Source organism: Gemmiger formicilis (genome assembly GCF_018784445.1).
GTDB lineage: Bacteria > Bacillota > Clostridia > Oscillospirales > Ruminococcaceae > Gemmiger.
Genome location: NZ_WQOH01000014.1, coordinates 62,814 through 85,689, shown reverse-complemented (window position 1 = coordinate 85,689; position 22,876 = coordinate 62,814). Strand labels below are relative to the sequence as shown.

The window sequence follows — 22,876 nt, the reverse complement described above, 5'->3', positions numbered from 1 at the left end:
AATGCTCGCCCCTACAGTTCCCTACCGTGCCTCAATCTTTAGTGGCACCCACCGCAGGTGGAGCAACTGCCGGTGCAGCCGCCGGTGGGGGCCTGCACGGTCATGGGGTCGCCGCCGTTCATAGCGGTGTTAATGATGGCGTCGATGTGGCTGACCAGGGCCTCGCACTCGGCCTTGGCGGCGTTGTAGCGCACCATGCCTTCACTGGCCATGATCTGGCTGTACAGGTCGTTGACACGCTGGTTCAGCTCGGCCACACGGGCAGCGTCGGTTTCGGGCTTGGCGCTCTCGTTGTTCAGGTCCAGGCGGGCGAGGTTGAACTCGCCGATCATGTTCTGCAGCTCCTCGTCCGCGTCATTCTCGCGGCGGGCGGCGTCCAGTTCCAGGTAGCGGACGTCAGTCTGCAAAGCAGCTGCGGCTTTCTTAAAAAGATCAATGCAATCCATAGTAAAATCTCCTTGTATATATAATGTAGATTGGGTTTATTCGGCAAGTTCACCCACCAGCAGCGCGGCGCGGGAGCCGGTGACGTGGACGTCGGCCCACTGGCCGATGAGGGTTTCGGGGGCTTTGAACTCGACCACCAGGTTGTTGTCCAGGCGGCCATTGACAGTGCCCTCGCTGCGGCCGGCGGCCTCCACCAGCACGCGGACGGTCTGGCCGGTCATGGCGGCGGTGGCCGCAAAGGCAAACTCTTCCTGCGTTTTCAGCAGGCGGTCCATGCGGGCGGCCTTTTCGGCGTGAGTCGTGGGGTCAGGCAATTTGGCGGCGGGCGTACCCATGCGCTTGGAATAGATAAAGGTGAACAGCTGCATATACCCCACCTTGCGGATAAGGTCGAGCGTCGCGGCAAAATCTTCTTCCGTCTCGCCGGGGAAGCCGACAATAATGTCGCTGGAGAAGGTCACGCCGGGGACCTTTTCTTTCGCATAATTGATGAGGTCCATGTACTGCGCGACGTTGTAGTGGCGGTTCATCTCCTTCAAGAGGCGGTCAGACCCGGACTGCACCGGCAGATGGATGTGTTTGCACAGATGCTCCTGCGCAGCAATTGTATCAATGAGCTTGCGGCTGGCATCCTTCGGATGGCTCGTCATGAAGCGAATCTGATAGTCGCCGGGCACCTCGCACAAAAGATTCAACAGGTCGGCAAAGTCGATGGGGTTTTCCAGCCCCTTGCCATAGCTGTTGACGTTCTGGCCCAAGAGGGTGATTTCCTTGTAGCCTTGGGCCACCAGCTGCTTGAACTCTGCCAAAATGGCGGCAGGTTCACGGCTGCGCTCCCGCCCGCGGACATAAGGCACGATGCAGTAGGTGCAAAAGTTATCACAGCCGTACATGATGGGCAGCCAGGCGCGGAAACCGGAGTCCCGCCGGATGGGAAGTTCCTCGACCACGGCGTTGCGTTCCTCGGGCTTTTCCAGGTAGCGCTTGCCTTTGCGGATGCGCTCCGCCAGCATGGCGGGTAAGCGGTCGATGCCGTCAACGCCGAACACGAGATCCACATAGGGGTAGCTCTGGCGCAGCTTTTCAACGATATGCTCCTGTTGGGCCATGCAGCCGCAGATGCCGATCATCAGGCGGGGGTTCTGCTCTTTGAGCTTTTTCAGCGCACCGACATTGCCGAACACCCGCTGCTCGGCGTGCTCACGCACGGCACAGGTGTTGAACAGGATGAGGTCGGCGTGCTCGACATTGTCACACAGACCGTAGCCGACATCCTGCAAAACGCCCTTGATTTTTTCTCCGTCGTTGACGTTCTGCTGGCAGCCGTAGCTGCGCACATACGCCAGCGGCGGGGTCTCGTAGTAGGCCGCCAGCACCTTGGCCGCAGCGTCATTGTGGGTATAGGTCAGTTTTTCCAAGTGAATTCTCCTTATTATAAAACGCCCGGGTCTTGCCAAATGGGCGCACCTATCCAAACATACCATATTAGTATAGCAAATCTCGGGCAAAAGCACAAGCGGCTGATGTTGAATTTTTTGTGCAAATTGGGTTTTGGGATGGAAAAAACGCGCCGGGAAGATTGACATTTCCGCCATCATGCGCTACAATACATATGTTATGCCGCTGTGGCGGAACTGGCAGACGCAAGGGACTTAAAATCCCTCGATGGAAACATCGTACGGGTTCGATTCCCGTCAGCGGCATATAGCCCTATATTCAACGTTCATTCGCTGAATATAGGGCCTTTTTTGTTTTGATTTCTGTGTATCAAAAGCAATCCCTAGTCAATTTTATTCTGGCAATCCCTAGTATTTTTTCGGCAGAAAATCCCTCGATTCTGTTGACAATCCCTCGATTTTGCGGTATAATTTCTGTATCAAAAGGTCGATGTTTGGAGGTTTTACAATGAAAGAGCCTATCTTCAACGCCAGTCTTACTATTGAAGCCACGCCAGAAGAAGCAGAAGCCTTAAATAAATCCAACTCAACCGTTGACGAAGAAACTCGTCAAACATTTCGGCACGCGCTGGAAATGCAAGAAGCATCTCTCCCAAAAGGAAGAATCGCGCGCTTAAAAAGCAAGCAAGTCAATAAGTTCACCACTCCCCTTTGGCAAATCGAAGATATGTTTATCAGCTATCAAAGGGGCAAAAACAACACAGAAGCCACCATCAAATACTATCAAAAGGTTTTTCGCAACCTTTACAGGTTTGTTGCTTATCTCGTGAGTGAATCCCCTGCCGATTACGCCAAAATGCTAAACACTTCAAAAGAGGCTCTTACAGAGCACACATTGAGCGATCTCGAGTTTGGCAAAATCATGCCGTTGGTCGTTCTCGAAACAGATGATTTTGAAGCCGAGTACCACGACTACATTTTAGACTACCTAGAATGTAATGAGCAAACGCTAAACAACATTTTCCGCGGTTGGCGTGCTATTGCTTACTTCTGCATGGATAAAGGCTGGATAGATACGCGCAATATCTATATAAGAGAAGTAGCGCCCGCAATCAAAGAAGTGTACACCGATTCTGAAATCGAAAAGTTACTTGTAAAGCCTAGGCCCGAAGATTTCATAGAATACCGAAATTGGGTTATCATCAACTATTTTCTTGCTACTGGAAACCGCATTTCCTCCGTTGCCAATCTGAAAATAAGCGATCTAGATTTTGATGAAGGCATTATAACCGTCAATGTTCAAAAGAATCGTGACCCCTCCCGCATTGCAATGGCCGAAAAACTAAAGCCGATTCTTATAGAATACATTCGCCACTATCGCTGTGACGAAAACGGCATTCCTTTAAATAAGGCCTATGTCTTTTGCAATTCTTACGGCAGCAAATGCGGCCCTGTTGCCCTAGGCAAAAGCCTCGGAGAATACAACAAAAGTCGTGGCGTTCAAAAGACAAGCTGCCACCTCTGGCGACACACGTTCGCCAAACGATGGATTCAATCTGGCGGTGATATTTTATCCTTGCAGAAGATATTAGGCCATCGCTCTTTGAAGATGGTTCAGCGCTACTCTAATTTGTTCGCAGAGGACACAAAACCGATGGTCGAAGAACACGCCCCTATCAATACTGTTCGCATAAATCGAGGCAAAACAAAGTTAGCTTTCAGAAAATAAAAGCGCGCTCACAGCTTAGAATCTGTGGGCGCAATTTCTTTCTCATTCTATTGTGATTTTTAAGCGTTCCACATCATTGCGGACGCGCTCAAACAGCGCATCGGAAAGGACGGCGCGTGTAGTCTACCCCAAAAGAACATTTTTATTATCCTCAAAAGCAGCATAGATGGTTGTTTGCAAGTCGGCCTGTAAGTCAGCAAGCAATCTGTCCATGCGCTCATTATAAAGGCGCGCCGCTTCTTTCTTTGCTATTGAGGGAACAAGGCGGTTTATTTCCTATTGGGCGATTTTGTGGCTGCGTTCATCGTGCCACGCTTCATGTTCTGGATTATAGAAGATGTTCGTTGTTTTCATCGGCTGAATCCTCCAACGCTGTAAGGCTCTGTGTAAGCGTTTCATACTCAAAGGGATAGTATTTCAACAAAGCTCTTTCCACGCGCTCACAGAGCCGCTTAGAAGCCTTTCTTTTGGTGCGTGAAAGGTCATATAGGTCGTAGACATTTAAACCCGCCTACGCTGCAAATGCAGCCCTTGAAACGCCGCACAAGGGACGCAGCATAGAAACGGCGCTGTTTAGTTGCTCTTGTTTTGTCATTGTTCAACACCTCTGTTGGTTCGTATGAGGGGGATATAATGCAGGATACGCACAAAAGGCAAAATCAAAAAACGGTATTTGCTGACTGTTGAAGTGCAAACGATTTCCGAAAATTTGCGATTTTGTGTTAATTATTATATCTTATTTTTTTGGATTTTTCTTGTTTTCTTATTACTCTCTTTAAAAACGATATTATAAATATAATATATAATTATAATAAATAGAATTAAGACAGACCGCGCGCGTAGCTGACAGCGCGTTAGCGCGTGTCTGGTTAAGCGCGCTGATAAAACCAAACAGGAATTGCAAAGAATAATAGGGATAACAGTAAAGGGATAGTAATGAAAATAATAATAGGAATAATAAAAGGGATAGTGTAAGGAATTATATAAGAGATAATATAAGAAGGAATATAACGATATAAAGAGAATAATATAGAAGAATTAAGAGAAGCAGAGAAAACAGGCAAAGAACATTATGTCTAAGTTTTATACCGTAAGCCTCCAGAATGAAACCATCATCTTCACCGCTGCATTTGAGAAGAAGCTCAACAACGGCAACAAAGAAACCTATGACCTTTACATTGAAACGAAAGCTAAGTTCCCCACATTCAAGATTGTGGTCGAAGAAGCCAAAAAGCGCGTTGGCAAATACGACCATACCACTATGGACGATATTGAAGCCTACATTGGTGACGATGAACACAAAGAGTGGAAGGTCGAGTTTGACAAACTGTTCGGTGAGAAGATTCCCAGCAAGACCAACGCAACTAAGAGCGTCCGCAAGGTGAAGTTTGCTGTAATTCGCAAATGGTTTGTTGAGAAGCGCGAAGGTGAAGAAGCAGAGAAAGCTAAGAAAGCGCGCGAAGCCGCCGCGAAGAAAGCCAAACGAACAAACAAAAAGGCTACTGACGAAGATAAAGCAGTAGAGCAGAATGTGCCGCTTGAAGTAGCTAACAACTCCCAGCAGGAGCAGCTTGACCTTGTATCCTAATAGAAAGGCGCGTGTATCGGGTAAAGATACACGCGCCCATTGGCTCTATTGGTCTTTATTTTCAGAATTTTCTTCCATATCGTTAAGCGCATATTCAATACATAGCACAGTAAGGCGGTTTAGTGAAATGCCCTCTTTATCGCAGATTTTATCCATACGGTCAAGCAGCGATTTTTCAAACCTAAATGTACGATTGACATATTCTTCTTTTGGAATCTTGAAAGCCATTTTACCACCCCTCTATATTGTGGGTGAAAATACCACCAAAAACAACGCATTATTTATGTGTGGTATTAACACTTGATTATTATGTGCAAAATCTGTATACTTGTATTACAATCATTTTGAGGAGGACTGACAAAATGAAGTTAAAAAGGATTGCTGCACTAAGCCTGACAACTGCATTAGCGCTGACAATGGTTGCTTGCGGTGGAAGTGGAACAAATTCTAATGGAGCAACTTCTTCTGATTCGAAGGGCGGTTTAGGCACGGCTGTATCAAATTTGCTTGACCCAACAACAGTTTATAAGAAAGGCGAAACCGTCAACGGAAAAGGATACACGTTAGTGATTGATTCTGTTGATGCAACACCAGAATTTGAGGACTATACGGACGCTGATAGTGGCACGGAGTATTTCTTTGCAAGTTTTGAACTGGAAAATACATCAAATACCGCGATTGACCTCAGTGATTTCTTTAAGATTTCTGCCGATGGTGAAGAATGTTCTTTTATTAACTTCTATGATAAATATAATGGTGTTGATAAAATTGAATGGTATACTTCTTTAGAAGCGGGACGAAAAGCTAAAAACTATTTTTCTGCGGTTGTCCCAGAAAAATGGAATGAAATAAAAATAAGTTGTCCTGATAATTCAGTGGTATCTATTACCCATGCTGATTTGGGCACGATTTCTGCGGGTGAAGAAAGCGGAGAAGATGTTGTTTACCATGTAGGGGACACACTAACGCGCAACGGTATGAAGATTACACTGACAGGCGCACGTCAAACCGAATATGTCAGCAAAGATTCTTATACCTATTATGAACCCGATGACGGTAAAGTTTTCGTCATTTTATTTTTTGACATCAAAAACGCTTCTGATCAAACGCAACGGTTTGATGCCCTTAATACATTCGATGTGTTCATTGACGACTACTCCGATAGATTTACCAGTTTCCTCTATACCACGGTTGACGACATGGAAGATTTGAACGACCAAGACTATAAAGACATTTTAAGCGGTAAATCTATGAGCGGCTATAAGGTGATTGAAGCCCCCGCCAACTGGAAGAAGATTGAACTCGCCACGCGGCAAGGCGCATTTCTAATTGAACCCAAAGATTTCGTTTGATTTTATCAGCGTCTAAGACGTTCCAAAAGGTATACTTAAAGAAACGCCCTCCGAAGCCTATTCGGAGGGCATTTTCTGCGTCTCAGATTCTTTAAATTTTCTTTAGAAACGTATCAATAAAAGTGTTGACTTTTTGATACTTCTGTGGTATATTTATATCAGCAAATGAAAGGAGCGCTGACAGATGGACAGAACCGTTTGGGGCTATTGCCGTGTTAGCAGTGTAGATCAGAACCTTGACCGCCAAAAGGCCGCTATGCTGGCCGAGGGCATCGACGAGAAGCACATTCTCTGCGATAAGGCATCGGGCAAGGATTTTGAGCGCCGCACATGGAATCTCCTAGTCGGCACAGATACAAGTGCTCCCCTTTTGCGCAAAGGTGATTTGCTTGTTGTTCTCTCTCTTGACAGACTAGGCCGTAACTATACCGAAATTCGCAAGCAGTGGGCATACATCACCACCGAGATCGGCGCGGATATTAAAGTTCTCGATATGCCCCTGCTGGACACCAGCACCGCAACAGAGAACCTTGACAAACGCTTCATTGCAGATTTGGTCTTGCAGATTCTTAGCTACACCGCCGAGAAAGAGCGTACAAACATCCGTAAGCGTCAAGCGCAAGGCATTGAGGTCGCGCGCGCACACGGCGTTAAGATGGGCCGCCCCACAAAGGACTACCCCGAAAATTGGCAGACCGTGTATATCAAATGGAAACAGAATCAGATTCTCGCTGTTGACGCAATGCGAGAATTGAACCTTACGAAGCCCACATTTTATCGACTGGTGAAGCGCTATGAAGGTAAAGATTAAATATTCTTATGCCTATTTGAAAATCCCTCTACCATAATTTCAATTCTTCAATCTCTTGTAATATTTTTCCTGTTACTTTAGATACACACAATATATAGAAAAACATGCTAACCAAAAGGTGTTTGGACTCAATATGTAGAAATACCGCTTTTAGTGGGACTTAAAATCCCTCGGTAGCGATACCGTACCGGTTCGATCCCGGTCAGCGGCATTTCCTCGTAAAGTCTAACCTTCCGTCCGGTCGGTTAGACTTTTGTTTTTTAGTGCGAGGGATGGGCTATATGCTGAACCATAAATTATCCCGCAAAGCGCAGCTGTTTCTGCTGGGTGCCCTGCTGGGGGTGGCCATCTTTTTACTGGTGTATGGCACCGCGCCGCTGAACGTCGCCAACGACGCATTCTGCCGCGGCGGCTATATCGAAAAGGACATCCAGCAGCACTACGCGGGCTGGCTGTTTTATAAGCGCAGCGCCATCGGCTGGCCCCTGGGTGTGACGGATGCCGTCAACTACCCTGGCGGGGTCAGCGTAGCCTACACCGACTCCATCCCCCTGCTGGCGGCTTTATGCCGCCCGCTGGCGGCGGCGCTGGGTGGCACGTTCCAGTATTTTGGCTGGTTCACGCTGGTGTGCTTTGCCTTGCAGGGCGGTTTTGGGGCGCTGCTGTGTTCGCTGTTTGCGGGCGGGTTGTTTGCCCCGCTGGCGGGGTCGCTCGTCTTTGCCGCCAGCCCTGTTTTGATCGAACGCGCGTTCCGGCACACCTCACTGGGGGCACAATGGCTTGTGCTGGCAGCGCTCTACTGCTATTTTGTCTGTAAGCGGCAGGGGCTGTATGCGTCGCGGGGGCTGTTTTTGCTCAATGTTTTAGCCGTGGGCATCCACCCCTATTTTCTGCCCATGACCTACGCCGTCACGCTGGCGCTTCTGTTGGAATACGCCGTGCAAAAGCGGCAATGGCTGCGGCCCGCTGTGTATCTGGGCAGCAATATGGTCTGCACGGCAGCGCTGGGCTGGGCACTGGGGCTTTTGTACGGCACGGCCACCAGCGGCGGGCAGGCGCTGTACGGCTATTTTGCCATGAATTTAAACGCGCTGTGGAACCCGGTGGGCGTAAACGGCGTTTTGTACAGCCGTCTGCTGCCCGCGCAAAACCAGGTGGGCGGCAACTATGACGCTTTTGCCTACCTGGGGCTGGGCGTGCTGGCGGCGCTGCCGGTGGCGCTGGTGCTGGCGCGGCGGCGGTTGGCCGGGTACCTTCGCCGCCACTGGGCGCTCTGCCTTTGCTGTGTGGTGCTGACTGCGTTTGCCGTGAGCAACGTCATCACGGCCAACGGCGTTACGCTGGCCACGCTGCCGTTACCAGCTTCCTTTATCAAACTGTTTTCGGTGTTCCGCTCCGGCGGGCGGCTGTTCTGGCCGGTGTATTACCTGCTGGTTTTGGCGGCGTTCACCGGACTGGCACGGCTGCCCCAGGCAGCAGTCTGGGTGGCCATGTTTGCAATGGTGCAGCTGTGGGATGTAAGCCCCGCGCTCATCCAGCGGCACGATGCCATGCGGAACGCGCAAACGGTGGACGCTTTTCCTACCGAGATGCAAAGCAGCTTCTGGCAGACAGCCTCCGGGCGGTACGCACACCTTGAATCCGTGGAAGGGATGCAGGCCGACAGCCTGCACCTGGCGCTGTGGGCCGCCGACAACGACATGACCACGAACGACCCCTTCGCCGCCCGCTATGATGAAACCGCCCTTGCCGCCGAGCGGCAGACCGCGCTGGATGCGCTGGTGAACGGCGATTTGCAGAATGATACTCTCTATTTATTTGCGACCGAAGGTGCATTTTTGCAAGCCGTTGAGCCGGTAAAAGATGCCGCCTGGTGCGGCTGGGTGACAAGTACCGACGGCACGGCCAGCTGGTACGTTATCGCGCCGGGGCTGCAAGGCAAGACTTTTGATGCACTCTGCACGCCCTACGATGAAAACTATCCCCTGCGGCTGGCGGATTACACCGACGCTTTGTGGAACCGCGGTGTGCTGGATTCCACCAAAAAGACAGTCTGCTTTATGGACTCTCCCTTTGCCCGCGCAAAGCTGGACGGTGCTGCATACCTGTGTGCCGGGGGCCGCGAATACCCGATACTGGCAGTGGACGACCATGACGCCGGTTGGCTGATGGTTACGCTGGAAATTGACGATGCCACAATTTTGTGGGATGAGGAGCTGACAACAAAATGAAAGAACTGCACGTGAAAAGCCTGCTGCCGGTGCGGCTGGATAAATACCTGATGGATCAGTTTCCCGCCTTAGGCATGGGGCGGCTGAACAAGGCCCTGCGCGAGAATAAGATCAAGCTGAACGGCAAAAGGCAGCCGCTTGCGACCCGGGTACAGAACGGAGACATAATCAAACTATTTTTGACCGATGAGCAGCTGGAAAACCGCCCCACCCCCGCCGCCGTATTTGTGTATGAGGACGACGATATCATCATCGCCAGCAAACCTGCAGGCATTGCGGTGGATGGGCCAGACACCGACACGCTGATTCGCCGCGTGCAGGCAAAGCTGGCCTCCGAGGGCAAGGCCACCCACGCGGTGCTCTGCCACCGGCTGGACACCGGCACCAGCGGCCTGGTGCTGCTGGCAAAAAACAACGCCGCCGAGGCATTTTTGACCGCCGCCATCAAGGCACGGGACATTGAAAAGCGGTATCTCTGCGTGACGTTCGGTCGCCCGAACCCGCCCGCCGCCCTGCTGCGGGATTACCTTTTGAAGGACGCCGAGCGCGGCATTGTGCGCATTACCGACACGACCGCAGGCGGCGCGAAGGAAGTCATCACCGGGTATGAGACGCTGGCCGTCAGCGGACGGCTGGCCCTGCTGGAGGTCGAGCTTGTGACTGGGCGCACCCACCAGATCCGGGCGCACCTCGCACACATCGGCTGCCCGATCTTGGGCGATTCCAAGTACGGCAGCAACGCCGCCAACCGGGAGCTGCGGTTCAAGTATCAAGCCCTCTGCGCGTGGGAGCTGCGCTTCCCTGCACAGATTTCCGACCCGCGTTTTGCCCACCTGGCCGGGCGGGTGTTCCACGCCGAGAAGCCGTGGTATTACCAGCAGGTCGTGGATGGAACGTTGAAATAAGACGGCCCGGGCGGATATGGAATCCGCCCGGGCACGCAGAATAAAAAGCAGTGCCTTCAATTTTGAAAGCACTGCTTTTTTTATTCAGCTAAACTGCGCTTGCGCAGCCAGAGAAGCATCACGGTCAGGATGACGAGGGATGCGGCCAAGGTGAGCAGCCAGTTCTCGGTAAAGCCCGCAATCAAGTAGCCGGGCACGCAGGCAGCCACCACGACCATGGCATACTGCATCTGGGTCTGCACGTGGTTGATGTGGTTGGACTGTGCGCCGGAACTGGACATGATGGTGGTGTCGGAGATTGGCGAGATATGGTCGCCGCAGACAGCGCCCGCCAGCACAGCGGCTACGGCCACGAGCATCATGTTGGGGTCTGTCTCGCTGAACATATTGACAACGATGGGCACCAGAATGGCAAACGTGCCCCAGCTGGTGCCGGAGGAAAACGCAATGAAGATGGCAATGCAGAAAATCAACAGCGGCACAAACCGCATCAGCCCGGCGTTCAGGCTGACGGCCTGGCGCACAAAATCGCCGATGCCCAGCGCGTCAGTCATGCCTTTCAGCGTCCAAGCCAGCACCAGAATCAGGATAGCGGGCATCATCAGCTTGCCGCCCTCGGGCACAGAGTTCATGAAATCTTTGAACCCGATGACCCGGCGCGGCAGATAGAGCACCAGCAGGAACCCCACCGTGATAAGCCCCGCAAAGACCAGCGACTCCGACGAGGAGCAGTTGGCAAAATCCTCCACAAGGTTCGTGCCGCCGTTCAGGTAGCCGGTCCAGATCATAGCCCCGATAGCCGTTGCAATCATCACGATCATCGGCGCAATCAGGTCAATGACCTTGCCCTTGGCGTATTTGCCGCCCTCTGTGGGGTCGTGTGTCTCCTGGTTTTGGAATGCCTCCCCGCCCGAGGTGAAGAGGTCGCCATTGGCGGCGTTGCGCTCATGCTTTTTCATCAGGCCAAAGTCAAACCCGACCAGCGAGGTGAAGAACACCATGTAGAGCGTCAGCAGCGCATAGAGGTTGAACGGTATCGTGCGCACGAACATTTCAAACCCGGACATGGCGCTGCCCGCCGGGACGTAGGAGTTGACTGCTGCCGCCCAGGAGGAAATCGGCGCAATGATGCAGACCGGTGCAGCGGTAGCATCGATGAGGTAGGCCAGCTTTGCGCGAGAAACTTTGTATTTGTCCGTGACCGGGCGCATGACCGAGCCGACGGTCAGACAGTTAAAGTAGTCGTCCACGAAGATCAGCGCCCCCAGCAGCGACGTTGCCACCAAGGTAGCCCGCTTGCTCTTGAGTTTCTTTGCCGCCCACTCGCCGTAGGCGCGCGTACCGCCGGATTCCTGCATCAGCATGACGACCATGCCCAGCAGGATCATGAACATCAGAATCGAGAAGTCAACGCTGTTGATCATCGTGTTGAACAGCGTGTCAAATGCCAGCCAAGGGTGGAACTCCGCCACCAGCAGCGCCCCCAGCGCACAGCCCGCAAACAGCGAGAGGTAAACTTCTTTCGTCAGCAGCGCCAGCAGGATGGCGATGATAGGCGGCATCAGAGACCACCAGGTTCCAATAAACATTTTTTACACCTTTTCTTTCGCAAAATAGTCCTTGGTCAGTTCGACCACCGTGCCGGACAGCAGGAGCAGCGCAATGAGGTTCGGGATGCTCATAAGGCCGTTGAAGGTATCGGCAATGCTCCACAGCAGCCCCAGATCGACCGTTGCACCCAGGATGGACACGAAGGAGTACACCACAAAGAAGGGGCGCACAACCTTGTCGCTGCGGCACAAAAACGCGATGAAGCGCGAGCCGTACAGGCCCCAGCCAATGATGGTGGAGAACGCAAAGCAGCACAGCGCCACCGCCGTGAAGATGGACGCCCAGCCGCCGTAGGTGGTGGTGAAGCCGGAGATCGTCAACTCGGCACCGGCCGCCGCGCCGTAGTTGACAGGGACACCGCTGCACAGGATGACCATGGCCGTCAGCGTGCAGATGACGATGGTGTCGGCAAAAACCTCAAAGATGCCGAACACACCCTGCTTGACCGGCTTTTTCGTGTCGGCACAGGCATGGGCAATGGAGCCGGTGCCAAGGCCCGCCTCATTGGAGAAGATACCGCGGGAGACACCCTTCTGCATACTGACGAAGAGACTTCCGATGACGCCGCCGGTGAAGGCCGCCGGGTTGAAGGCCCCCGCGAAGATGGCCTCGATGACCGCCGGAAAGCGCTGGATGTTCAGGATGACAACGCCCACTGACAGCACGATGTAGAACAGCGCCATGAACGGCACAAGGCGTTCGCTGACGCTGCCAATGCGCTTGATGCCTCCCAGCAGCACCATGGCCACCAGCATAGCAACGATGATGCCAACGACGAGATTCAAGGTGGACAGCGCACTGCCGCTCACAACGTTGAACTCCGTCAGGGCCGTGTCAATGGCGGCCACAATGGTGTTGACCTGCGTCGCGTTGCCGGTGCCGAACACCGTCAGCACACCGAACAGCGAGTAGAGCACCGCCAAAAACTGCCAATGCCTGCCCAGGCCGTTTTTGATATAGTACATCGGGCCGCCGACCCACTCCCCGGCGGCGCTGCGCTCCCGGTAGTGGACTGCCAGCGTGACCTCGGCAAATTTAGTACACATGCCCAGGACCGCCGAACACCACATCCAAAACACCGCGCCCGGGCCGCCAATGGCGATAGCGCCCGCAACACCCGCAATGTTGCCGGTACCCACCGTGCCCGCCAACGCCGTGCACACCGCTTGAAACGGCGTCATCGTACCGTCGGAGGCATCTTTTTTTCGGAACATACGCCCGATTGTCGTTTTGATGGCATATGGAAACTTTCGTATCTGCAAAAAGTGCGTGCGCACGCTGAGCAGAAGCCCCACGCCGATGATGCACACCATAGCCGGTATGCCCCACACAAAGTTGTTGACCGCCGTATTGACAGCCGCAATCGTTTCAAGAATCATTGCATCCCTCTGCTTTTGATTTTTCGCAAAAAAAGAAAGGCCTGCAACGCCGACATTTTTTGTCGGCTTACAAGCCTTTTTGTCCGACTGTGACAAGTTTGACTTATATCACTGCAAGATTAGTATACCACTATGCCATGTTGTTTGCAATCCCCTTGTGCGTCTTCTGCCTCACCCACCGCAAGTAAAAGAAAAAAAATAGGATAAGCAAGCCGCCCGGGAGGATCTGCGGATCTTCCCGGGCGGCTTTTTTCACAGGCGCAGACGGCGCTGCTTTTGCCGGATTCATCCCCGGGCGTCCTGCCGGGTGGTGTGGAAGTACTCCTTGGGGGTCATGCCGTACTCCTTTTTAAAGGCGCGGAAAAAGTGGTTGTAACCGCCAAAGCCGCTGGTCTTGTACACCTCGGTGATGGGCAGCCCCTGCTCGATGAGGGTGCAGCAGCGGTCTAACCGCGCCTTTACGATATAGCGGTGCACCGTCTGCCCGGTCTGGCGTTTGAATTCCCGGGCAATATGTTCCCGGGAGACGAAAAACTCCTTTTCCAGCCGCTCCAGCGTCAGTTCCTCGGTAAGGTGCGCCTGAATAAACAAAAACACCTCGTCCAGCATCAGGTGGTAGCGGCTGACCGATGCGGTGTGGAACTCCGCATGGATGCAGGCACGCAGCGCCAGCACCACAAACATTTGCAAAATACCGTGCTCGAACACCGCTGCACCGAACTGGGTGCGCTCCTGCGGGAGCATCAGCAGCTTCCGGGCAAGGTTTTTCAGCAGCATATAGATCTGGCTGTCCGGGCGCACAGCCACCTGCCGGAAGGGCACCACGTTGAAGCTTTTTTCAAGGTCGGTATCTGCGTCCGAAAGCTGCGCCAGCGTCTGGGGGGACAGCTGCACCCGAATAAGTTCCAGCGGGCCGTAAGCACCGGCGTATTCCAGTCTGCCGCCCTGACCGGGCTTGAAGATGATGAGATTCTGCTGCTGTGCGGGCAGCACCACCTCGCTGCACCGGAACACACCGCTGCCCCGCATGACCAGAAACAAATCATAATACGCGCCGGAATAAAATTCCCGGACGGCGCTCTGCTCAAAAAGGTAACGCTTGACTGTATAATTCACCAAAAAGTTCTCCATAAAACTGTCATATGTAACAAATTGTTGTACACAACAGAAAAGTACAACTGTTATAATTGCATAATACATCAATTTGCGATAGTTTTCAATCATTTTTTGGATATGCATTGATGAAAAATCAACGTATAATGAAAACGTAGAAAAGAGACTTGTGCGAAAAGTCTCGTGGTTTCACTGTTTTTAAGGAGGATAAAACACAATGGACCAGAAAAAGACCATCCGCCCCTTCTCCATGAAGGACAAGATCGGCTATACGCTGGGTGATCTGGGCTGCTGCTTCACCGAGCAGTACCGCGCCATGTATCTGTCGATCTTCTACACCCTGATCCTGCAGGTCAACCCCTTCCACGTGGGTATCCTGCTGCTGATCACCAAGATCTGGGACGCCGTGAATGACCCCATCATCGGTGCCATCGTGGACTCCCGTAAGGCCACCAAGGGCGGCAAGTTCATCCCGTGGATCCGCGCCTTCTCCTTCCCCATGGCAGTGCTGTGCATACTTGGCTTTGTCAATGTAGGCAATATCAACTACGGCCTGCGTCTGGCCTACATGTTCGTCACCTACGTTCTGTACGAGGCGCTGTACACCTGCGTCAACGTGCCCTTCGGCACCCTGTCCAGCGTGATGACCGATGATGTCAGCCAGCGCACCGCACTGTCCCGCTACCGCAGCCTTGGCGGCACCATCTTCATGACCGTCATGGTCATGATCGGCCCCCTGTTCCTGTATGTGGACAACAAGCCCGTGGCCGGCCGCTTCCTGATGCTGGCCTGCATCTGCGCTCTGCTGGGTCTGCTGTGCCTGCAGATCACCTGCGTGTGGTGCAAGGAGCGCGTGGAAGTGCCCGAGCGTCCGCAGGGCGAAAAGCTGAACTACCTGCATGTGCTCAAGGAGATCTCTCACAATAAGGCTCTGCTGGGCGTTATGTTCTTCAGCCTGACCGGCATGATCGGTGCTTCCGTGGTCAACGGTCTGAACACCTACCTGTATAAGGACTTCTTCGGCAACGTTAAAATTCAGGCTGTCTCCGGTATGCTGAGCGTGCTGTACGCTGTGCTGTCCTTTGCCATCACCCAGCCTCTGGCCAACAAGTTCGGCAAGAAGGAGTGGTGCTGCATGGGCGCAGGCTTTGCCGCCATCGTGTTCGGCATCCTGTTCTTCTTCCCCGTCCACAACCCTGTGGCCTTCATCGTCATCAACGGTATCTGCTATCTGGGCGCTTCCGGCATGCAGGTGCTGATCTGGGCTATGGTCAACGACGCCATCGACTACCATGAGCTGCAGACCGGCGAACGCAACGAGGGCATCGTTTACTCCACCTACTCCTTCTTCCGCAAGCTTGCAAGCGCTATTTCCGGCAGCCTGTCCAGCTTTGTGCTGGGTGCCATCGGCTACAACGTTACCGCAGGCGCTGTGCAGACCGCAGGCGTTGTGAACGCCATCTGGAAGAGCTACACCGGCGTCTACTTCCTGGGCTACGGCATTGCAGTTGCCATCCTGTTCTTCGTCTACCCCCTGACCAAGCAGAAGACTGCTGAGATGCTGACCGAGCTGAAGGCTCGCCGCGCCGCAAAGGAGAGCAAGTAAACCATGAAGATCTTACAGGTTCAGTTTAAAAACCGCAATGGCCACACCCTGCGCGGCATCGTGACCCTGCCCGACACCGAGGGCAAGGTACCCTTTGTGGTGCATCTGCACGGCTTTGCCGGCAGCTGCAGCGGCTACAAGTCCATGTACACCCACCTGTCCCGCGCTCTGGCAGCGCAGGGCATCGGCAGCGCCCGGTTCGATTTCTACGGCAACGGCGAGAGCGACGGCGAGTTTGAGGATATGAGCTTTGACGGCCTGCACACCGATGCACAGGATATCTTTGCATGGGCCGCTGAGCAGCCCTATGTGGACAGCGAAAAGCTGTTCCTCTCCGGCCAGAGCATGGGCGGCTACATTGCCGCCTCCTGCGCACCGGTCATCCAGCCCCACGGCCTGATTTTGCTGTGCCCGGGTGCCGGGATGTGGTTTGGCTGCGCACAGCGCGCCGACGGCGTTGTGCAGACCGGCAAGGACTACACCGACCTGGAGGGTCTGTGCTACAAGATGGCCTTTAACTACGAGATGGCCAAGCACCCCGACCCCTTTACCGAGGCCAAGGGCTACAACGGCCCGGTGCTGCTGCTGCGCGCCGACGATGACCGTCTGGTGGACGAGGGCACCTGCAGCCGTTACGCACAGGTGTACACCGCACCCGAGGTGGACACCATTGCAGGCGGCGGCCACAACTTTGCCACGCTGGCAGCCCGTGCCGCCGTGGAGGAAAAGACCGCAGCATTCATCAAAGCAAATCTGTAAAGCAAAGCATATCTGCAAGGAGGCTTTTATATGCAAAACGTAATTCTGCAGCCCATTGAGGTGGGCGGACAGACCTTTAAAAACCGCATCATGTTCCCCCCGCTGACCACCGGCTACGAGAAAAACGGCATGATCAGTGAGCAGGACATGGGCTTCTACACCCGTCTGGCAAAGGGCGGCGTGGGCTACATCGTTATGGGCGATGTGGCGCCCATCAACAGCTTTTCTCCCACCCCCAAGCTGTTTGACGACAGCCAGATCCCTGCCTTCAAGGCACTGGCCGACAGCGTACACGCCTACGGCACCAAGCTGGGCGTCCAGCTCTTCCACCCGGAGTACGACGTAGACGCCATCAACAGTCTGTTTATGCAGAAAAAGTTTGATGAGATGCGTCAGCGCCTGCATCACGACATGATGTTCTTCACCGATGAGGTCAGCGAGGAGATGCTGATGGCCATCATCGATAAGATGTGCGCCTGCGCAGTGCGTGCACAGAAGGCCGGTGTGGACGTCATCCAGATCCACGGCGACCGCCTGAACGGCTGCCTGTGCTCCACCCGCATGAACCACCGCACCGATAAGTTCGGCGGCAGTCTGGAGAACCGCGTCCGCTTTGCCCGCATGCTGACCCGCGCCATCCGCAAGGCTGTGCCGGATATGGTCATCGACTACAAGCTGTCCATCGTCACCCCGCAGCGCGGCAAGGGCGGCATTGACGAAGCCGACGCCGTGCAGTTTGCCCAGTGGCTGGTAGAGGACGGCGTGGATATGTTCCACGTTGCGCAGGCCAACCACACCGGCAACATGGCCGACACCATTCCTCCCATGGGCGTACAGCCCTACGGCTTCTTCGTCAAAATCGCCGGGGACATCAAAAAGGCCGTCAATGTGCCGGTCAGCGCCGTGGGTCGTATCGTGGATGCCGAAATGGCTGCGCGTGTCATCGAGAGCGGCATGGCCGACATGGTTGCCATGGGTCGCCCGCTGCTGGCAGACCCCGACTGGGGCACCAAGATCGCTGCCGGGAAGGCCTGCGATATCCGCCGCTGCATCAGCTGCAACAAGGGCTGCACCGATGCCATCCAGAACCGTCAGTTCCTCTCCTGCGTGCTGAACGCGGAGAACGGCTACGAGAACACCCGCAGCATCCAGCCCGCAGCGCAGAAAAAGAAGATCGCCGTCCTCGGCGGCGGCCCTGCCGGTCTGGAAGCCGCCCGTGTGGCAGCGCTGCGCGGCCATGACGTGACCCTGTTCGAAAAGACCACCACTCTGGGCGGCCAGCTGAACATTGCCTGCGTACCTCCCCGCAAGGAGGAGATGCGCCGCGCCGCACAGGATCTGATCCACGCGGTCTGCAACGCCGGTGTGCACCTGTGCATGGGTCAGACCCGCACCGCAGAGCAGCTGAAGGATGCCGGTTTCGAGGCCGTCATCAACGCTGTGGGCGCACACAGCGCCGCACCCCGCATCCCCGGCATCGACAGCGTGAACGTGGCCGATGCATGGAAGGTTCTGGCCGGTGAGCAGCAGGTGTACGGCACGGTTGCCGTCATCGGCGGCGGCATGGTGGGCTGCGAGACCGCAGAGTATCTGGCTGCCCGCGGCTGCAAGGTGTCCGTTATCGAGATGATGGACAAGATCGCCGCAGGCGAGAGCACCACCATTCTGCCCACCCTGCTGGAAAACTATAAGACCTACGGCGTGGAGCAGTACCCCAGCCACAAGGTCAAGGAGTTCCGCATGGACGCCGTCGTCTGCGAGAACAAGGACGGTGCAGAGGTGACCATCCCCTGCGATTACATCGTGCTGGCTATGGGCGCACGCTCCAACGAATTTGACGCTGCTGCGCTGGAAGCTGCCAGCATCCCGGTGTATTCCATTGGCGATGCCGCCGGCAAGGCTGCGGATATCTCCAACGCCATCCGCACCGGCTACGATACCGCCTGCCAGCTGTAAAACAAAAATATCGTTCTATTTGTGGGTCAGAAACGCCTGTGGGCGCTTCTGACCCACTTTTTTTACCCTCTCAGGCAAAGCCGTCAGGGTTTTGCCTCGCCCTCTCAGGCGCTCCCGCGCCAGCTCTCCCAAGGGGAGAGCGGACACGCCCGGAAACTTTACGGGTCAGCCGGGAACTGTACCGCCACCGCTTAAGCCTTCACCCACCGGGGGAAGATGTCGCGGAGCGCATTTAAAATCATCCCACATAAAAAGGCTGCTGCACAAAACCCTGTGCAGCAGCCTTAAATATTTTACGTTTACAACAGATCAGATGCTGAACTGCACGGCGCAGAAGGCGGCATAGATGCACAGCAGTGCAATGCCCTGCGGGCGGCTCAGCTTGCCCTTGATCAGAGCGGGCAGGGTGAGCAGCAGCATCACGGCAAACATGACCGGGATATCCATCACCAGCGAGGCGTTCATGCCTGCGATGGTGGAGTTCTGCGGGATGCTGAAGGGTGCCAGCGTGACAGACACGCCGCTGACCAGCACTAGATTGAACACGTTTGCACCGATGACGTTGCCCAGCGACAGCGCGCCGTGACCCTTGGCCAGCGAGGTGATGGCGGTGACCAGCTCCGGCAGCGAGGTGCCCAGTGCCACAAAGGTCAGCGCAATGACCGACTCCGGCACGCCCAGCGCCTGTGCGATGAGGGTGCCGTTGTCCACCAGCAGGTCAGCGCCCACAGCAATGAGCACTGCGCCGATGGCCAGCAGCCCCAACTCCTTGGCAAAGGAGCCTTCCTCAGCCTGCTCTTCCTCTTCCGGGGCGGGGGTATTTTTCATAGCCAGCACGTTGCACACGATGTAAGCCACGAACATGGCCAGCAGGATCAGGCCCACCGGGCGAGTGAAGGAGCCGGTGGTGTAGGCCACACCGGCATAGAAAGCGGCAGCCACAAAGAAGAAGGCCACCGGGGTGCGCAGGCTCTTGGGGTCAACCTTGCCCGGGCGCACCGCAATGGTGATGGCGGCGATCAGTGCAGCGTTGCAGATGACCGAGCCGATGGCGTTGCCGTAGGCGATCTCGCCGTGACCGGTGAGGGCAGAGGTGGTGGACACCATGACCTCCGGCAGGGTGGTACCGATGGACACCACCGTGGCACCGATGAGCAGCTCCGGCACATGGAAGCGGCGGGCGATGCCGGTGGCACCGTCCACAAACCAGTCGCCGCCCTTGATCAGGCACAGCAGACCCACGATAAATAACAGAACAGGGATCAGCATAATATCTCTCCTTTTTAATAATAGCGGCAGAGGCACAAAAAAAGACCTTTATCACATCCAGCCCAAAATGGGAAAATGTGATAAAAGTCTCAAGCATCCGGTACTGCATCGGGCATTTCTGCCGGGGGTGTCGCTGCAGCACAGCGCACCCGTTTTTCAACTAAAGTACGCCCCTTACTCCCTTTTATCCAGAGAATATTATACCTGTTTTCCAGCAAAAGCGCAAGGGAAAATATGGGATTTATTCTGCCTTGGTCACTTTTTTGGCGTTGGGGTAAATATGCTCCATGCGGGCTTCTTGCCAATTTCCGTGCCGATACAAGCATCGCATCACAACACAGGCTATTTTTCAAAAAAGAAAAAGACCTGCATTTCCACGAATTATCGCAGAATTTGCAAGTCTTGAAGAGGTGACGACCAGATTTGAACTGGTGAATGAAGGTTTTGCAGACCTTTGCCTTACCACTTGGCCACGTCACCATATGAGCAGAAATTGCTTTCTGCTGTTTTTTTGGAGCGGCCGACGAGGCTCGAACTCGCTACCTCCACCTTGGCAAGGTGGCGCTCTACCAGATGAGCTACGGCCGCATGGTGTATGTTCTTTGCGAAGAACATACAAGAAAATGGTGCCTCCGATCGGAATCGAACCAATGACACGGGGATTTTCAGTCCCCTGCTCTACCGACTGAGCTACAGAGGCAAATGGCGACCCGAATCAGGCTCGAACTGACGACCTCTAGCGTGACAGGCTAGCGTTCTAACCAACTGAACTACCGGGCCACATTTGGTGGAAGTTAACGGGCTCGAACCGCTGACCCTCTGCTTGTAAGGCAGATGCTCTCCCAGCTGAGCTAAACTTCCCCATAATGGAGCGGCCGACGAGGCTCGAACTCGCTACCTCCACCTTGGCAAGGTGGCGCTCTACCAGATGAGCTACGGCCGCATATTGGAGAGTTTTTGCTCAGTCGCTCTCTCCGGGCGACGCATGTTATTATATACTATGTGAGCAGAAAAGTCAAGCGTTTTTTGCGAACTTTTTTCAAAGTTTTTCATGCGTTTTCGTCCGCAGCTTTTTCATCGATGGCAGGCCAGTTTTTGAGCAGTTCGTTCAGGTCCACCTTATAATTTTTGTTGCAGAACTGGCAGTTCACCTCGGCAATGGGGTCCTCGTCGCGCATACGCTCGATTTCTTTTTTGCCAAGGGAGCGGATCATTTTTTCCACACGCTCCAAGCCGCAGTCGCACTTGTAGGTCACGTGGTAGCTGTCCAGGATATCGGGCTGGAAACCGGCCAGAGCCAGCTCCAGCATATCGCGGACGCTCTTGCCCTCTTCCAGCATCGTAGTCACACTGGGCATGGCCTTGATGTTCTTTTCCAGATGTTCGATTTCTTCCTCGGTCGCACCGGGCAGCAGCTGCACGATGAAGCCGCCTGCGCAGCGCACACTCAGGTCTTTATCCACCAGCACGCCCAGGGCGCAGACAGTGGGGACCTGCTCACTGATGGCAAAGTAGGTCGTGACGTCCTCGGCAATCTCGCCAGAGGTCAGCGGCACCTGGCCGATGTATGGCTCCCGCATGCCCAAATCGCGGATAACATCCAGCGTGCCGTCTTTGCCGACGGCTGCACCCACGTTCAGGTGGCCGTCCGCCCGCGGGGGCAGCTCCACGACTGGGTGCTCCACATAGCCCTTGACATTGCCGGTACCGTCGGAGACAGCCAGCAAACGGCCTGCGGGGCCGCCGCCCTTGATCTGCAAAGTCACCGAGTCTTGGGTGCTTTTGAGCATAATGCCCATCATTGACGCGGCGGTCAACAGGCGGCCCAACGCAGCAGTGGTAACAGCGCTGGTCTTGTGCAGACGCTCCATTTCGCGGACTATTTCCGTAGAATCTACGCCGTAAAATACGATGCCGCCGTTCTCGGAGATACCGCGCAGCATATTATGATTCTGTTCCATTTATTGTACCTCTTGTGTATATTGCTTGACAGCCGTGAAGATCCAGCGCGGGCTGTCGGCGCGTACAGGGCCGAAGCTCTCGCCGTCGGCCATTTTAGCCACTGCAAAGCCGTACTTTTCCAGCAGGGCGGTCACAGTGTCCAGTGCATAGCTGTACTCGCTGAACTGCTCACGGAAGTGCTCCCCTGTCTCGTGGTAGTCGATATCGATGGTGATATCCACCCGCTGTGCGGTCTCGTCATAGCGGTTGGACCAATGGCAGTCGGCGTCCTCAGCCTCAATGTCAAAAGTCTGCCCGGCCAGGATTTTTTGGTGCTTGTAGGGGGTGTTCAAATCGAAGATGAACACGCCGCCCTTCTCCATAAAATAGGCCGCCTTGCGGATGGCCTTTTCAAAATTGTCCAGCGGGCCGATGTGGCTGTACGTGTCAAAGGTGGACACCGCCGCGCGGATAGTGCCGTACAGGTCCAGGTCTAGCAGGTCCTGCTTTAACAGCAGCAGACGGCCAGTCAGGCCCAGCTCGTCGGCCTTTTCCCGCAGGACGCTGAGCATTTCCTCCGAGCGGTCGATGCCGATGACATCGTACCCGGCCTGGGTCAGCATCAGCGTCAAATCACCGGTACCGCAGCCCAGGTCTGCCAGGATGCCGTCGGCAACACCATGGGCTTTCAGCTCATCGGTCACATAGCCGTACAGCGCGTCGTAGTCGGCCTCGCCGTTGAACTCATCGTAAAAATAGGCAAACTCGTTGTAGGCCATCGG

At 54.5% G+C, this 22,876-nt stretch carries 18 protein-coding genes and 7 tRNA genes; 10 read left to right on the top strand and 15 right to left on the bottom strand.

Annotated features, from left to right (window positions below; genetic code table 11):
• Positions 1 to 38: 38 nt before the first annotated feature.
• A complete protein-coding gene (locus GPK89_RS05375; RefSeq protein ID WP_215691906.1) occupies positions 39 to 446 on the bottom strand; it encodes a YlbF family regulator in 408 nt (135 codons plus the stop codon).
• A gap of 36 nt (positions 447 to 482) precedes the next feature.
• The gene (miaB, locus tag GPK89_RS05370; RefSeq protein WP_252261496.1) at positions 483 to 1,865 is read right to left on the bottom strand and encodes a tRNA (N6-isopentenyl adenosine(37)-C2)-methylthiotransferase MiaB; all 1,383 of its coding nucleotides are present in this window, start codon (positions 1,863 to 1,865) and stop codon (positions 483 to 485) included.
• Between the two features lie 201 nt (positions 1,866 to 2,066).
• Here miaB and GPK89_RS05365 point away from each other — a divergent pair.
• From GPK89_RS05365 to GPK89_RS05355, 3 genes are all read left to right on the top strand, one after another.
• Positions 2,067 to 2,150: transfer RNA gene (locus GPK89_RS05365), tRNA-Leu, on the top strand.
• A gap of 202 nt (positions 2,151 to 2,352) precedes the next feature.
• Positions 2,353 to 3,573 carry a tyrosine-type recombinase/integrase gene (locus GPK89_RS05360; RefSeq protein ID WP_215691904.1) on the top strand — a complete coding sequence of 407 codons (1,221 nt, stop codon included), beginning with the start codon at positions 2,353 to 2,355 and terminating at the stop codon, positions 3,571 to 3,573.
• 1,072 nt (positions 3,574 to 4,645) lie between these two features.
• Positions 4,646 to 5,161 (top strand): hypothetical protein, encoded by a 516-nt coding sequence (locus tag GPK89_RS05355; protein ID WP_215691903.1) that lies wholly within the window; start codon positions 4,646 to 4,648, stop codon positions 5,159 to 5,161.
• 45 nt (positions 5,162 to 5,206) lie between these two features.
• On the opposite strand, the gene GPK89_RS05350 is transcribed toward GPK89_RS05355, so the two are convergent.
• Positions 5,207 to 5,389, bottom strand: coding sequence for a hypothetical protein (locus GPK89_RS05350; protein ID WP_215691902.1), 183 nt, complete (start codon positions 5,387 to 5,389; stop codon positions 5,207 to 5,209).
• Between the two features lie 134 nt (positions 5,390 to 5,523).
• Here GPK89_RS05350 and GPK89_RS05345 point away from each other — a divergent pair, with 134 nt between their 5' ends.
• The 4 genes from GPK89_RS05345 (at position 5,524) to GPK89_RS05330 (ending at position 10,460) form a co-directional block, all read left to right on the top strand.
• Entirely contained in the window at positions 5,524 to 6,513 is a 990-nt protein-coding gene (locus tag GPK89_RS05345) for a DUF4352 domain-containing protein (RefSeq protein ID WP_215691901.1), read from the top strand.
• Positions 6,514 to 6,697: 184 nt separating this feature from the next.
• On the top strand, positions 6,698 to 7,324 hold the full coding sequence (locus tag GPK89_RS05340; protein ID WP_215691900.1) for a recombinase family protein: 627 nt from the start codon (positions 6,698 to 6,700) through the stop codon (positions 7,322 to 7,324).
• Positions 7,325 to 7,605: 281 nt separating this feature from the next.
• Positions 7,606 to 9,555: a DUF6311 domain-containing protein gene (locus tag GPK89_RS05335; RefSeq protein WP_215691899.1), complete on the top strand. Its 1,950-nt coding sequence runs from the start codon at positions 7,606 to 7,608 to the stop codon at positions 9,553 to 9,555.
• Complete coding sequence (locus GPK89_RS05330; protein WP_215691898.1) at positions 9,552 to 10,460, top strand: RluA family pseudouridine synthase; 909 nt, start codon at positions 9,552 to 9,554, stop codon at positions 10,458 to 10,460. Before GPK89_RS05335 ends, GPK89_RS05330 begins: the two co-directional genes overlap by 4 nt.
• 80 nt (positions 10,461 to 10,540) lie before the next feature.
• On the opposite strand, the gene GPK89_RS05325 is transcribed toward GPK89_RS05330, so the two are convergent.
• From GPK89_RS05325 to GPK89_RS05315, 3 genes are all read right to left on the bottom strand, one after another.
• Entirely contained in the window at positions 10,541 to 12,022 is a 1,482-nt protein-coding gene (locus GPK89_RS05325; RefSeq protein WP_252261495.1) for a Na+/H+ antiporter NhaC family protein, read from the bottom strand.
• Between the two features lie 30 nt (positions 12,023 to 12,052).
• Positions 12,053 to 13,447, bottom strand: coding sequence for an alanine/glycine:cation symporter family protein (locus tag GPK89_RS05320; RefSeq protein ID WP_215692140.1), 1,395 nt, complete (start codon positions 13,445 to 13,447; stop codon positions 12,053 to 12,055).
• A 288-nt stretch (positions 13,448 to 13,735) separates the two neighbouring features.
• Entirely contained in the window at positions 13,736 to 14,566 is an 831-nt protein-coding gene (locus GPK89_RS05315) for a helix-turn-helix domain-containing protein (protein ID WP_291232398.1), read from the bottom strand.
• Between the two features lie 214 nt (positions 14,567 to 14,780).
• Here GPK89_RS05315 and GPK89_RS05310 point away from each other — a divergent pair, with 214 nt between their 5' ends.
• Genes GPK89_RS05310 through bilR form a run of 3 tightly spaced genes read left to right on the top strand, consistent with a single transcriptional unit; the run spans position 14,781 to position 18,884 of the window.
• Positions 14,781 to 16,169, top strand: a complete 1,389-nt coding sequence (locus tag GPK89_RS05310; RefSeq protein ID WP_215691895.1) for an MFS transporter — start codon at positions 14,781 to 14,783, stop codon at positions 16,167 to 16,169.
• A gap of 3 nt (positions 16,170 to 16,172) precedes the next feature.
• Positions 16,173 to 16,928, top strand: a complete 756-nt coding sequence (locus GPK89_RS05305) for an alpha/beta hydrolase family protein (protein WP_215691894.1) — start codon at positions 16,173 to 16,175, stop codon at positions 16,926 to 16,928.
• 30 nt (positions 16,929 to 16,958) lie between these two features.
• The gene (bilR, locus tag GPK89_RS05300; protein WP_215691893.1) at positions 16,959 to 18,884 is read left to right on the top strand and encodes a bilirubin reductase, long form; all 1,926 of its coding nucleotides are present in this window, start codon (positions 16,959 to 16,961) and stop codon (positions 18,882 to 18,884) included.
• Positions 18,885 to 19,193: 309 nt separating this feature from the next.
• Here bilR and GPK89_RS05295 read toward each other — a convergent pair whose 3' ends face one another.
• The 9 genes from GPK89_RS05295 to GPK89_RS05255 all read right to left on the bottom strand — a co-directional run bounded on the left by GPK89_RS05295 (position 19,194) and on the right by GPK89_RS05255 (position 22,873).
• Positions 19,194 to 20,153 (bottom strand): calcium/sodium antiporter, encoded by a 960-nt coding sequence (locus GPK89_RS05295; protein WP_207686394.1) that lies wholly within the window; start codon positions 20,151 to 20,153, stop codon positions 19,194 to 19,196.
• Between the two features lie 408 nt (positions 20,154 to 20,561).
• Positions 20,562 to 20,633 (bottom strand) — tRNA-Cys (locus GPK89_RS05290).
• Between the two features lie 32 nt (positions 20,634 to 20,665).
• Positions 20,666 to 20,741: transfer RNA gene (locus GPK89_RS05285), tRNA-Gly, on the bottom strand.
• A 36-nt stretch (positions 20,742 to 20,777) separates the two neighbouring features.
• Positions 20,778 to 20,853, bottom strand: a tRNA-Phe gene (locus tag GPK89_RS05280).
• Positions 20,854 to 20,856: 3 nt separating this feature from the next.
• Positions 20,857 to 20,933, bottom strand: a tRNA-Asp gene (locus tag GPK89_RS05275).
• A 5-nt stretch (positions 20,934 to 20,938) separates the two neighbouring features.
• Positions 20,939 to 21,014: transfer RNA gene (locus GPK89_RS05270), tRNA-Val, on the bottom strand.
• A gap of 6 nt (positions 21,015 to 21,020) precedes the next feature.
• Positions 21,021 to 21,096 (bottom strand) — tRNA-Gly (locus tag GPK89_RS05265).
• A 106-nt stretch (positions 21,097 to 21,202) separates the two neighbouring features.
• Entirely contained in the window at positions 21,203 to 22,114 is a 912-nt protein-coding gene (gene hslO, locus GPK89_RS05260) for an Hsp33 family molecular chaperone HslO (RefSeq protein ID WP_215691892.1), read from the bottom strand.
• The gene (locus GPK89_RS05255) at positions 22,115 to 22,873 is read right to left on the bottom strand and encodes a class I SAM-dependent DNA methyltransferase (protein WP_215691891.1); all 759 of its coding nucleotides are present in this window, start codon (positions 22,871 to 22,873) and stop codon (positions 22,115 to 22,117) included.
• Positions 22,874 to 22,876: the final 3 nt, after the last annotated feature.

What these genes read in the sequence shown, in the direction of transcription:
- GPK89_RS05375 (WP_215691906.1), bottom strand. Translation starts at nt 446, where the DNA reads ATGGATTGCATTGATCTTTTTAAGAAAGCCGCAGCTGCTTTGCAGACT.
- GPK89_RS05360 (WP_215691904.1), top strand. Translation starts at nt 2,353, where the DNA reads ATGAAAGAGCCTATCTTCAACGCCAGTCTTACTATTGAAGCCACGCCA.
- GPK89_RS05355 (WP_215691903.1), top strand. Translation starts at nt 4,646, where the DNA reads ATGTCTAAGTTTTATACCGTAAGCCTCCAGAATGAAACCATCATCTTC.
- GPK89_RS05350 (WP_215691902.1), bottom strand. Translation starts at nt 5,389, where the DNA reads ATGGCTTTCAAGATTCCAAAAGAAGAATATGTCAATCGTACATTTAGG.
- GPK89_RS05345 (WP_215691901.1), top strand. Translation starts at nt 5,524, where the DNA reads ATGAAGTTAAAAAGGATTGCTGCACTAAGCCTGACAACTGCATTAGCG.
- GPK89_RS05340 (WP_215691900.1), top strand. Translation starts at nt 6,698, where the DNA reads ATGGACAGAACCGTTTGGGGCTATTGCCGTGTTAGCAGTGTAGATCAG.
- GPK89_RS05335 (WP_215691899.1), top strand. Translation starts at nt 7,606, where the DNA reads ATGCTGAACCATAAATTATCCCGCAAAGCGCAGCTGTTTCTGCTGGGT.
- GPK89_RS05330 (WP_215691898.1), top strand. Translation starts at nt 9,552, where the DNA reads ATGAAAGAACTGCACGTGAAAAGCCTGCTGCCGGTGCGGCTGGATAAA.
- GPK89_RS05325 (WP_252261495.1), bottom strand. Translation starts at nt 12,022, where the DNA reads ATGCCGCCTATCATCGCCATCCTGCTGGCGCTGCTGACGAAAGAAGTT.
- GPK89_RS05310 (WP_215691895.1), top strand. Translation starts at nt 14,781, where the DNA reads ATGGACCAGAAAAAGACCATCCGCCCCTTCTCCATGAAGGACAAGATC.
- GPK89_RS05305 (WP_215691894.1), top strand. Translation starts at nt 16,173, where the DNA reads ATGAAGATCTTACAGGTTCAGTTTAAAAACCGCAATGGCCACACCCTG.
- bilR (WP_215691893.1), top strand. Translation starts at nt 16,959, where the DNA reads ATGCAAAACGTAATTCTGCAGCCCATTGAGGTGGGCGGACAGACCTTT.
- GPK89_RS05295 (WP_207686394.1), bottom strand. Translation starts at nt 20,153, where the DNA reads ATGCTGATCCCTGTTCTGTTATTTATCGTGGGTCTGCTGTGCCTGATC.
- hslO (WP_215691892.1), bottom strand. Translation starts at nt 22,114, where the DNA reads ATGGAACAGAATCATAATATGCTGCGCGGTATCTCCGAGAACGGCGGC.
- GPK89_RS05255 (WP_215691891.1), bottom strand. Translation starts at nt 22,873, where the DNA reads ATGGCCTACAACGAGTTTGCCTATTTTTACGATGAGTTCAACGGCGAG.